Below are 11,718 nucleotides of genomic sequence, written 5' to 3'. Positions count from 1 at the left end.
CGGGCGGGTTCATTCCTGGTCGGCGATGGCCTCGAGCTCTTCGGGCGTCAGGAACAGGAAGGCGTTGCCGCCCGCATCGACCCCGAGCGCCTCGCCGACCTCCGGCATCACGTGCACGGCCGCTGCGGCGGCATCAGCATCATCGGCATCGGCCGTCGCGGACCGCGCATCGACGACCGCGATCGCCACCTCGTGCCCGCTCAGCTCGGGGTCGGCGACGATCATGGGCGCCGCCTCGCGCACGATCGTGGTCACACTCTCGACCGTCGGCTCGGCCACGGCGAACACGATGTCGACGCGGGTGTTCCAGGGGGCGTTCGGGTGCGACACCGACAGGGCGACCCCTTCGACTCCGGGGATCATCGCCAACTCGTCTTCGAGAGCGGTCGTCGACGGCTCGGAGGCGCAGCCGACGAGCACCAGCAGCAGAGCGAGAGCAGCGGCCGCCGGCATCCTCTTCGATGCGCGCCTCACCGGGTCACCCCCTGCGGGTGTACTCCGCGATGTAGACGTCTTCGGTGCCGGCGCTTCCCTCGGCCGCGAAGAAGATCTCGTCTCCCGACCGCGGCGCGGGCAGGTAGTCGTCGGCGGCGGCGGCGTACATGCCGGCGTCGTGCATCGTCGACGAGATGGGCCGGTAGGTCTGCCACTGCGTGCCCGCGGAGCCGGTGTAGTCCGACCCCGACAGACCGACGAACTCGAGCGTGTGCACGGGATCGACGGCGTTGTTGAACTGGGTCACCCGCACGTCGTCGTCGATGACGTCCCGGTACTTGTCGATCGCCGCCCCCGCCGTCACGACCGACTGCACCCGCCCGTCGAGGCGCGGATCGGCGGCCATCTTTGCGGCCACCATCCCTCCGAGCGACCACCCCGTCAGCATGATCGGGGCGTCGGAGTCGAGCGCCCCCGACGCCTCCATCGCCGCCCACGCGGCGCGCTCGAACTGTGTCTGCACGGCGGGGAACAGCGACACGGTCAGATCGGAGCGCGCGTCGTTGAGCGCGCCCGAGGTGTTGCCGAGGCTCCAGTTCTGGGTGCTGGGCAGCTGCACCCGCCACGAGACGACGGCGCCCTGCTCGTCGCGGATCGCGACCACCCTGATCTGCGTGCTCTCTTCTGCCCCGAATGCGTCCTGATCGGCGATGGCGCGCAGCACATCGCCGTAGTCTCTGGCCTCGGCGGCATCGCTCGTGATCGTCAGTACGGTCTCGCCCACGGCGTCGGTCATCACTCTCGTCGACGAGATGAGGGCGGGGGCGTCGGCGGATTCGCTCGTAGCGACCCCGACCAGGCCCGGCGCGACCGCCGCGCCGAGCACCAGAACGACGATCGGGCCGATGGTGGCGCTGACCAGGCTCATCACGAGAGCGCCGGCGGCGCCCACCAGCAGCATCGCCGCGATGATGAGGAAAGAGAGGGCCGTGCTCAGGGTCTCGTGGGCAGGCAGGACGGAGAGCGCACCCATTCGACCCTCCCCGCGAACTCGTCCTACGGACGATCCTAGCGGCGCCAGCACCCCTCGACATGATCGTCGACCATGCCCGCCGACTGCATGAGGGCGTACATCGTGGTCGGGCCGACGAAGCGGAAGCCCCGGCGACGCAGTTCTCTGCTCATCGCGGTCGACTCCGACGTCACCGCCGGCACCTCGGCGAACGACGACGGACGCTCGTGGACGGCGGGGGCGAACGACCACATCAGCGCGTCGAGCTCACCCTCGGCGAGGTCGAGCGCGAGCCGCGCGTTCGAGATCGTCGCCTCGATCTTGGCCCGATTGCGGATGATGCCGGCATCCGTCATGAGCCGCTCGACGTCGCCGGAGTCGAACGCCGCGACCTGCTCGGGCTCGAATCCGGCGAACACCTCGCGGAACCGCGGGCGCTTGCGCAGGATCGTGATCCAACTGAGCCCGGCCTGGAAGCCCTCCAGGCTCAGCTTCTCGAAGAGGGCGCGGTCGCCGTGCAGCGGCACCCCCCACTCCTGGTCGTGGTACCGCTGATACTCGGGGTCGTCGCCCGCCCATGCGCAGCGCGCGACACCGTCGGGGCCGGTCACGATGTCCATCGGACCAAACTAACGCGGGGCTCCGACGCCCTACTTCTTCTTGAGCGACTTCTCCGAGACGGGTGCGGATCCGGATGCGGCGAGCTGCGCATAGTGGGCGCGCGCCTCGTCCTGTCGCTCGGCCTCGGCGCCCGAGGCGATGGGGGCGCGCACGTGCTCGGGCTCGAAGCCGAACGCGTCCACGAGGTCCTGCGCGTGCGGGCGCAGGCGAGCGCTCAGGCGGTCGATGTAGCGCGAGACCGACGACGCGCGCTGCGTCGAGAGGCGCCCGTTGATCAGGTACCAGGCCAGGTGCTTCTCGATGAGGCTGAGGCCGAAGAGGTCGCGCAGCCACGTGAGCACATGCGCCGTGCCCTCGTCGTCGAAGCGGGCGATGCCGTCGGTGAAGGCCTCCCACTGCAGCAGCTCGGCGTGCGCCCTGGCCGCCTCGATGAGCTCGGCCTGGTGCTCGTTGAACACGGCGGCCGCCTGCGCGGGGGTGAGCTTGGCGGCCGGCCGCAGCGCGGCGGCGATGTCGGCGACCATCTGCTGCACGCGGCCCTTGAGCAGCTCGTGCTGCTGGTCGGCGCGCAGGCCGAACTCGACCGAGCGGGCGGTCGAGCCGAAGTCGGCCACGGTCTGACCCAGCTGGCGCAGCCCTGCCCCGTGGAAGAGCTTGCCTGCGGTCTGCCCGACGGCGAACTTGGCGAGGGTCGCCGCATCCGCGCCCTTGAACTGCTTCGCGTAGTCGCCGAGCAGACGCTTGCCGACCAGCTGCAGCAGGATGTTGTTGTCGCCTTCGAACGTGACGTAGACGTCGAGGTCCTGGTGCAGACCCACGAAGCGGTTCTCGGCGAGGAAGCCAGAGCCGCCGCAGGCCTCACGGCACTCCTGGATCGTGTCGAGGGCGTTCCAGGTGCTCAGCGGCTTCAGCGCGGCCGCGAGCGTCTCGAGGTCTTCGCGCTCGGCGGCGGTGTCGGTGCGGCCCGAGAACACGCCGTCGAACTTCTGCAGCAACTCGTCGTTGGCGAAGAACTGCGCGTAGGTCTGCGCGAGGCGCGGCAGCAGGCGCCGCTGGTGCTTGCCGTAGTCGAGCAGCACGACCTCGTCGGTGCCGGCGCCGGAGTCGAACTGGCGGCGCTGGTTCGCGTAGGTGATCGCGATGTATTCGGCGAGCGCCGCACCCGTCGTCGCGGCGCCGTCGAGCGATACCCGGCCCTGCACGAGCGCGCCGAGCATCGTGAAGAAGCGGCGGCCGGGGCTCGGGATGTCGCTCGTGTAGCTGCCGTCGGCGGCGACCTGGCCGTAGCGGTCGAGCAGGTTGAACCGAGGCACACGCACCTGATCGAAGTGCAGGCGCCCGTTGTCGATGCCGTTGAGGCCGCCCTTGACGCCGTCGTCCTCCCCGCCGACGCCCGGGAGGAACCGGCCGTCCTCGTCGCGGATGGGCACATAGAAGCAGTGCACGCCGTAATTGACGCCGCCGGTGATCAGCTGCGCGAACACGGTCGCCGCGATGCCATGCAGCGCCGCGTTGCCGAGGTAGTCCTTCCAGGCGCCGCGGAACGGCGTGTGGATCACGAACTCCTCGGTCTCGGGGTCGTAGGTCGCCGTCGTGCCGATGGCGGCGACGTCGGAGCCGTGCCCCGTCTCGGTCATGGCGAACGCGCCGGGGATCGAGAGGTCGATGATGCCGGGCAGCCACTGGTCCCAGTGCTTCTTGGTGCCGAGCTGATACACGGCCGAGCCGAACAGACCCCACTGCACACCCGATTTGATCTGCAGGCTCGGATCGGCGAGCACGAGCTCCATGAATCCGGCGAGGTTGGCGCCGTTGTTCTCGAGGCCTCCGTACTCCTTGGGGAACGAGCGGCGCGAGCCTCCCGCATCGACCAGGAGCCTGAGCTGCTCGAGCACGCGCTCGCGGTGCTCGGGCACCGGCATGCCGTCGACGCGCCAGAACGCGGGGTTCTTGATCATCTCGCGGGCTTCGAGGCGGGTGTCGGCCCAGGTGCCGAGCAGGGCGCGGGTGACGGCGGAGACGTCGATGCGCGGCTCGTGCGCCTCTTCCGCGGTGTGCGGGGCGGTCGGGGCGCCGCCGGCGGGCGTGCGCTTGCTCGTGGCGGGCTTGTTCGGGCGGACGGCGGCGTCGACCATGGACACACCTTTCGGGGTGGTGAAGGCTGAAGAGTCACTTTCGACCGTAGGACTCCTCCAAACCCGCGCCAACCAGATTGGCGCATGCCGACAAGCCCGATCCGCGCCGCGGCTCGACGGGCTTGTAGCGACCCCACACCTCTGGGGGTGTTTCGGTGTGGAGTGGGGCGCGATCGGTGCGTGGGGGCGCCATACCTGCGCCCCAACGGGCGGATGCCGCCCCCGAACGTCGTGGGGCGGCATCCGTCCGCGAGCGCAGCGCAGCGGCTGCGTCGCGAGACCTACAGGGTCAGGCCGTGGCCGAAGCGGAACAGCGGGTCGGCGGTGTCGAACGGCACGTCGGGGCGGGAGGCCTCGACCGCCGCCATCGACGACGGGATGTCGAAGGGCAGCCGCCCACCGGCAGGTGCCGCGCCGCTCAGCACATCCAGCAGCGCCGCAGCGCTCGCACCCCAGTTGCCGGCGACCGCGCTTGCCGCCTCGACGACGGGCCCGAGGATCGCGGGGCGGTCGAGGAACACGTCGACCACGGTCGGCACCGCCGCCGCCACCTCGGCGACGTGCGCGACGACGTCGCCGGAGAACTCCAGCGATCCGGCGTGGAAGAAGTTCTCGAACATCGTGGCGCGCTGCTCGAAGGGCGCCTGCAGCCGCAGCACCGCGAGGTCGGCGTCTGCGGGCGAGTCGACGACCTCGCCGTAGGCGGCCGCGACCTCGGGCGCGATGCCCTCGACGTAGAGCTTCACCCCCGGCGTGAACGGCAGAACGGCGTCGCGGTTGCTCAGCACCGCGATCGAGGCGCGCTGGGCGGCGTCACCCGCAGCGCGGAACTCGGCCGAGCCGACGATGGCGTCCGCCGCCTCGGCGTCGACGAACGGGTTCTCGAAGAGGCCCAGCGCGAACTTCTCGCGCAGCAGGCGCCGCACCGAGACGTCGAGGCGCTGCTCGTCGACCCGCCCCTGCGCGACGAGCTCGAGCACGAGCTCGGGGCACGCCTCGCCGCCGAACTGGTCGGCTCCGGCATCGAGGATCTTCTCGACGCGCTCCAGCGGCGTGAGGTGCTCGACGCCCCACGCGCGCGCGGGGAACGGCTGCCCGAAGATCGCCGCGTCGTTGACGAGACCCCAGTCGGTGCAGACGATGCCGTCGAACTCGAAGCGCTCGCGCAGGAGCCCCGTCAGCACCGACTTGTTGAAGCCGAACCCGACCTCTTCGTACTCGGTGTCCACCGGCATGCCGTAGTACGGCATGACCTGGCGCACGCCCGCGTCGAAGGCCGCTGCGAAGGGCTTCAGGTGCAGCTCGAACTGCCCGCCGGGGTAGACCTGTTCGCGACCGTAGGCGAAGTGCGGGTCTTCGCCGTCTTTCTGCGGACCGCCACCGGGGAAGTGCTTGACCATCGTCGAGACCGACTCGGCGCCGAACGCGTCGCCGTTCTGGAAGCCGCGGATATAGGCCGCGCCCAGCTCACCCGACAGCTCGGCGTCTTCGCCGAAAGTCTGCAGGACCCGCGACCAGCGGGGCTCGGTGGCGAGGTCGACCTGCGGGTGCAGGGCGACGCGGATGCCGACCGCCGTGTACTCCTGCCGGGCGATGTCGCCGAACCGCTCGACCAGCGCGGCGTCGCGTGTCGCGGCGAGTCCCAGCGCATCGGGCCACTGCGAGAAGGGCCCCGCGAGCATCGCCGCCCCCGGGTTCTCGGTGAACGAGTGCCGCGGGTCGGTCGAGATCGTCACCGGAATGCCGAGCCGGGTGGATGCCGCCAGCTCCTGCAGCTTGTTGTGCCAGCGTGCGATGGCACCGGCGGTGGGAGCCACCCCGAGCAGGTTGAAGTGGGTCATGCCCTTCTCGAGCACGAACTCACGGTTGGAGGGGAGGCCGAAGACGGGGTCGGCTTCGGCGAGCTCGCCGTCTTCGCCCATCGTGATCATGGTCTGGAAGAGCAGGCCCGCCTTCTCCTCGACCGTCATCTCGGCCAGCAGCAGCTCGACGCGCTCGGCGACGGGCAGGCTCGCGTCGAGCCAGGGCCGGGCGGCCGTCTCTGCCTCGGCCGTGGTGGTGGTGGCATCCGTCATCACTTGACTCCCTTGATCCGGTAGACGAGCACGGCGCCGGCGAGGGCCACCAGCGCGCCGAAGAGGTAGTAGACCGTGTAGCCGCCGAGCGCCGTCGTGGCGCCGAACGCGATGATCGCGGGGGCGATCGCCGGGGCGATCGACTGCGGCAGCGCGTTGGCGATGTTGAGCACGCCGAGGTCCTTCGCGGTGTCGGCGGGGTTCGGCAGCACCTGGGTGGCGAGGGCGAGGTCGACCGAGAAGAACGAGCCGGCGCCGAGGCCGATGATCGCCTGCGCGACGAGCACCACCGGGACGCTCGGGGCGAAGGCGAGCACGACCAGGCCCACGACCATGATCACGCCGGCGATCGACACGAACGGGCGGCGCTTGCCGATCCTGTCGGAGAGGATGCCGCCCACGGGGCCCGAGATCGCCATGGCGACCATCGAGGCGAGGTTGGCGACGAGGATCGTCGCGATCGCGGCCTGCTCATCGAGCCCGAACTTCTCGGTGAGGTAGAACGGCAGGAAGGTGGCGATGCCGGCGTAGCCGAACATGACGAGGAACTTCGTGAGCCACGTCCAGCCGAAGTCGGGGTGCTTGCGCGGGTTGAAGACGAACGAGCCGAAGAACTGGCCGATGGTGAACCGCTGCGCGGGCTTCTCGTCGAGGCGGCGGTCCTTCAGCACGAGCACGAACAGCACCGCCAGCACCGTCGCGATGAGTGCAGGCACGAAGAAGCGCGAGAAGTCGTCGGAGAGGAAGTTGACCAGGAACGATCCGCCGAGGATGCCGAGGGGCGTCGTGAGGCCCACGATGCCCGACACCTTGCCGCGGCCGCTGACCGGCACCTGGTCGGGCAGCGTCGCGTTGGCGGCGGCGAGCACGGCGTTCATCGCGGTCTGCACGAGGCACCACGCGATCAGCACGACCCAGATCGAGGTGGCCGCGCCGATGAGGGCGAAGCCGCCGAGAGCGACGAGCGAGCCGCCGAGGACCCACGGCCGACGCATGCCCCAGCGCGAGGTCGTGCGGTCGGAGAGGCGCCCGGCGAGCGGGTTGGCGATGAGCGCGAAGAGGGCGCCCACACCCATCACGAGACCGAGCTGCGCCGTGGCCTCTGCCGCCGACGAGGTGATGTGCTGCACCTTGAAGGCCATCGACACCAGCACGGGGGTCAGCAGGGCCAGGAAGACGCCGAAGTTGACGGCGGCGAGGCCGGGCAGGTAGCCGCGAGGGGCCTTGTCGGGAGTGGTGCCGGGCGTCTTGATGCCGGTCGTGCCGATCGCGGCGGCGGTGGCCGCGGGTGACAGCTCTGTCATGGGGTTCCTTTCACGACGGTGTGAGGGGGGCACGGACGGCCCGCGAGACAGAGTACACGAAACCCGACCGCGTGGTAACTCAATCTCGACCGGATGGCAACTCGCGGCGATAGAGTGGTCGCGGAGGTGTCCATGGCTGCGCACGACGGGCTCTCGCGCGCCGAGCGCGCCGAGCAGACGCGCTCCCGCATCGTCGAGGCCGCCCGCGATGTGTTCATCGAGCGCGGCTACCGTGCCGCCTCGCTGCGCGATGTCGCCGCCGCCGCCGGCATCAGCCACCCTGGGCTCCTCAAGCACTTCGGCTCGAAAGAGCTGCTGCTGGAGGCGGTGGTCGCGGCGTTCGAGTCGGCGAACGAGGCCGACTTGCTCGGTTCACCCGAGTTCGCCGACCCGGCAGACGAACTGCCCTACATGAAGGTGGCTCGGCGCAACGCGACGCTGCCGGGCTATCTGCCCCTCTTCGCCGCGCTCGCCGGCGAGGCCTCGGCACACGGCCACCCCTCCCACGAGCGGATGCGGCAGCGTTACGCGCGGCTGCGCGAGATGTCGTCCGACCTCCTCGAAGAGGCGGTGGCGCACGGCCTCGTCGCGGCCGACCGTGATCCCCTCGGCGAGTCGATCCGGCTCGCCGCAGCCTGGGATGGCCTGCAGATGCTCCAGCAGTACCTGCCGGAGCGGGTCGACCTCGTCGGGCTGCTCGATGGCCACCAGCACGCTCTCGCGCGGCCGCTCGGATGGCGCGACGAGGCTTCGCTGCCGGCGGCGGCGGACGCCGCATCCGTCCCCCCGGTTCCTGCCCTCGGCAGCACGTTCCTGCCGGTCGAGAGCGGATACCGGGTGGGGCGCGAGCGCCGGGCGCAGATCCTGGCCGACGCGACCGCGCTGTTCGCCCGCGAGGGCTACGGCGACACGAGCCTGCGCGAGATCGCCGAAGCGGTCGGCATCTCGAAGTCGACGCTGCTGCACCACTTCGCCACGAAGGACGAGCTGCTGCGAGCCGTGCTCGCGGTGCGCGACCAGTCAGTGTCGGGTCGCGCCGAGAGCGCGAGAGCGGATGCTGCCGCCGATGTGCTGCGCGACCTCCCGCTCGGCGCGCAGAGCAACACCGACGACCAGCCCGGTCTCGTCGAGGTCTATGCCGTGCTCTCGTGCGAAGCCGTGCCCATCGACCACCCCGCGCACGAGTACTTCCGGCAGCGCTTCGATGAGGCCGTCGACTACTTCGCCGCGATGCTGCGCGGTGCGCAGGCCGCGGGCGACCTGCCGGCGCACCGCGACCCCGAGAGCGAGGCCGTCTGGCTCATCGCGCTGTGGGACGGCCTGCAGTACCAGTGGCTGTACGACCGCGACGCCGTCGACGTGGCGGCGCAGCTCGCCGCGCACCTGGCCGACGTGCTGCCGGCGCGGGTGCCGGTCGGCACCTCGCCCACCGGTCAGCTCGCGGCGATGACCTCGAGCACGGCTTCGCCGTAGGCCTCGCGCTTCTTGGCGCCGATGCCGGTGATGCCGTCGAGGTGCGAGATGCTGCGCGGACGCGCCTCGGCGAGGGCCCGCAGCGTCGCGTCGTTGAAGACGACGTAGGGCGGCACCCCCTGCTCGCGCGCGACCTCGAGTCGCCACGCGCGCAGCTGCTCGAACAGGTCGCGGTTCTCGGGGGCGACCGTCTCGGAGACGGTGCTGCGGCGCGTCGAGCCGCCCGAGCCCTTGCGGCCCATGACGTCGCGCCGCAGCGGCACCGGCTGTTCGCCCCGCAGCACGGCGGCCGCCGGCTCTCCGAGATCGAGCGTGCCGTATTCGCCGCGGGCGACGAGGATGCCGCGGGCCAGCAGCTGGCGCACGACGCTGCGCCAGTCCTGATCGGACAGGTCTGAGCCGACGCCGAAGGTCGCGAGCGACTCGTGGCCGAGCTGGCGCACCCGCTCGGTGGCGTTGCCGCGGAGGATGTCGATGAGCTGCCCGGCGCCGTAGGCCTGCTTGCGCTCGCGCTGCAGGCGCACGATCGTCGACAGCAGCTTCTGCGCCGCGACGAGGCCGTCGAAGGTCTCGGGCGGGGTCAGACACGTGTCGCAGTTGCCGCAGGGTTCGGCGTCTTGGCCGAAGTAGCCGAGCAGGTTCTGCCGCCGGCATCCGACGGTCTCGCACAGGGCGAGCATGGCGTCGAGGTGCTGGCCGAGGCGCTGCTTGAAGGCGCGGTCGCCCGGCGAGGCATCGATGAGGCGGCGCTGCTGCACGACGTCGCCGAGGCCGTAGGCCATCCAGGCGACCGACGGCTCGCCGTCGCGGCCGGCGCGGCCCGTCTCCTGGTAGTACCCCTCAACCGACTTGGGCAGGTCGATGTGCGCGACGAAGCGCACGTCGGGCTTGTCGATGCCCATGCCGAAGGCGATCGTCGCGACCATCACGACGCCGTCTTCCCGGAGGAACCGCGACTGGTTGCGGGCGCGCACCGACGCGTCGAGCCCCGCGTGGTAAGGCAGGGCGTCGATGCCCTGGCCGGCGAGGTACTCGGCGGTCTGCTCGACGCTCTTGCGGCTGAGCGCATAGACGATGCCGGCGGGCGCCTCGTCGGATGCCGCCGCCATCGACCTGATGAACTGCACGAGCTGGCGCCGTGGGTCGACCTTGGGCTCGATGCGGTACTGGATGTTGGGGCGGTCGAAGCTCGCGACGAAGTGCTGCGCCCGTGGCAGGTCGAGCCGCTCGGTGATCTCACGGTGGGTGGCGCGCGTGGCGGTGGCGGTGAGCGCCATGCGAGGGACGCCGGGGAAGCGCACGGCGAGATCGCCGAGCGCGAGGTAGTCGGGGCGGAAGTCGTGGCCCCACTGGCTCACACAGTGGGCCTCGTCGATCGCGATGACGCTGAGGGTGCCGCGCTGCAGCAGGGCCGTGGTCTGCGGGCTCGACAAGCGCTCGGGCGCGACGTAGAGCAGGTCGAGGCGACCGGCCAGGTAGTCCTGCTCGACCGCCTGGCGCTCGGCGAGCTGCTGCGTGGAGTTGAGGTACGCGGCCCGCACGCCGTTGGCCACGAGCGCGTCGACCTGGTCGTGCATGAGCGCGATGAGCGGGCTCACGACGAGCCCCGTGCCTGGGCGCACGAGCGCGGGCACCTGGTAGGTGATCGACTTGCCGCCGCCGGTGGGCATGAGCACGACGGCGTCGCCCCCGCCGACCACCTGTGCGACGATCTGCTGCTGGTCGCCGCGGAAGTCGTCGTAGCCGAAGACCTCTTTGAGCACGGCGCGGGGATCGGCGCCGGTGAAGTCGCGGCGGTCGGGGGCGGATGCCTGCGGCGTCGCGGATGCGGCCGGCCTCGCGGATGCGGCGGGCTGCGGCATCCGCTCGTCCGCCGTCGCGGCGCCGCCGCGCGCGGCACGGGCGACCGCCGCGCCGTAGCCGTCGAAGCGCGGGTCGGGCGGAGGCGGCGCGTCGAGGTCGTCGGGCGGCGCGAGCTCGTCGGGATCCCAGACGAGATCGGCGTACGGGTCGGAGGTCACCCCTCCAGGCTAACCGCGGCCGCCGACACCGCCGACGTCTGTCCACAGGCCCGCATGCCGGACTCGGCGCGGCTCAGCACCACTTGCGGGCGAGCGTCGTCACGACGTCGACGTTGCGGCTGGTGGCGACGCCGAGCAGGTTCGCCGCCCCCAGCGGGTCGACCTTTCCCGCCTGGTAGCCCGGCGCGAGCAGCGCGTGGGCGGCGCGGCCCGCGACCAGCATGCGCCCCTCGTCGGTCGAGGTCGCCTCCACCGCGTTCTTCGCCGACGCCCCGAGCTCGTCTTTGAGCAGGTACACATAATGCCGGGCGACACCGGGGTGGGCCTCGTGGATCTGCTGGGCCCTGTCGGCGAGGTCGGCGAACTCGGCGGCGGAGAACGCCACCGTCGGCACATCGAACCCGCGGTCGGCGCGGAACTGCCTCTCGAGGGCCTCCTCGATGCGTGCCCGCGAGCGCATCCGCGTGTCGAAGCGCACGTTGCCGCTGGCGGTGTGGGTCTCGACGCCCTCGAAGCCGGCGGCCTCGATGGCCCCGCGCAGGTCGTCTTTGGGGAACTTGCGGGTCGGCCCGAGATTGATCGCGCGCAGGAACGCCAGGTAGGTCGCCACGACTGCCATTGTGCTCCGCCGGCGCCGGCGGC

Annotated in this window: 9 protein-coding genes; 1 reads left to right on the top strand and 8 read right to left on the bottom strand. The window is 71.1% G+C overall.

What is annotated here, in order from left to right:
• Positions 1-9: 9 nt before the first annotated feature.
• The 6 genes from OAW74_RS15075 to OAW74_RS15050 form a co-directional block, all read right to left on the bottom strand.
• Positions 10-474, bottom strand: a complete 465-nt coding sequence (locus OAW74_RS15075; RefSeq protein ID WP_262875217.1) for a hypothetical protein — start codon at positions 472-474, stop codon at positions 10-12.
• Between the two features lie 4 nt (positions 475-478).
• Positions 479-1,468 (bottom strand): hypothetical protein, encoded by a 990-nt coding sequence (locus OAW74_RS15070; RefSeq protein WP_262875216.1) that lies wholly within the window; start codon positions 1,466-1,468, stop codon positions 479-481.
• 35 nt (positions 1,469-1,503) lie between these two features.
• A complete protein-coding gene (locus OAW74_RS15065) occupies positions 1,504-2,067 on the bottom strand; it encodes a DNA-3-methyladenine glycosylase I (protein ID WP_262875215.1) in 564 nt (187 codons plus the stop codon).
• A gap of 30 nt (positions 2,068-2,097) precedes the next feature.
• On the bottom strand, positions 2,098-4,203 hold the full coding sequence (locus OAW74_RS15060) for an acyl-CoA dehydrogenase family protein (RefSeq protein ID WP_262875214.1): 2,106 nt from the start codon (positions 4,201-4,203) through the stop codon (positions 2,098-2,100).
• A 281-nt stretch (positions 4,204-4,484) separates the two neighbouring features.
• A complete protein-coding gene (locus tag OAW74_RS15055; RefSeq protein ID WP_262875213.1) occupies positions 4,485-6,278 on the bottom strand; it encodes a glycoside hydrolase family 3 protein in 1,794 nt (597 codons plus the stop codon).
• Complete coding sequence (locus OAW74_RS15050) at positions 6,278-7,582, bottom strand: MFS transporter (RefSeq protein ID WP_262875212.1); 1,305 nt, start codon at positions 7,580-7,582, stop codon at positions 6,278-6,280. The genes OAW74_RS15055 and OAW74_RS15050 overlap by 1 nt, the downstream gene beginning before the upstream one ends.
• A gap of 132 nt (positions 7,583-7,714) precedes the next feature.
• Here OAW74_RS15050 and OAW74_RS15045 point away from each other — a divergent pair, with 132 nt between their 5' ends.
• Positions 7,715-9,055, top strand: a complete 1,341-nt coding sequence (locus OAW74_RS15045; protein ID WP_262875211.1) for a TetR/AcrR family transcriptional regulator — start codon at positions 7,715-7,717, stop codon at positions 9,053-9,055.
• Here OAW74_RS15045 and recQ read toward each other — a convergent pair.
• Together recQ and OAW74_RS15035 are read right to left on the bottom strand one after the other, a co-directional pair.
• On the bottom strand, positions 9,016-11,076 hold the full coding sequence (gene recQ, locus OAW74_RS15040; protein ID WP_378734147.1) for a DNA helicase RecQ: 2,061 nt from the start codon (positions 11,074-11,076) through the stop codon (positions 9,016-9,018). The two genes, OAW74_RS15045 and recQ, sit on opposite strands and share 40 nt — an antisense overlap.
• A gap of 73 nt (positions 11,077-11,149) precedes the next feature.
• A complete protein-coding gene (locus OAW74_RS15035; protein ID WP_262875210.1) occupies positions 11,150-11,695 on the bottom strand; it encodes a DUF1697 domain-containing protein in 546 nt (181 codons plus the stop codon).
• Positions 11,696-11,718: the final 23 nt, after the last annotated feature.

Source organism: Microbacterium fluvii, assembly GCF_025515205.1.
GTDB lineage: Bacteria > Actinomycetota > Actinomycetes > Actinomycetales > Microbacteriaceae > Microbacterium > Microbacterium fluvii.
Note: the sequence above shows the minus strand (reverse complement) of the source record. Positions and strands in the feature narration are given on the sequence as shown.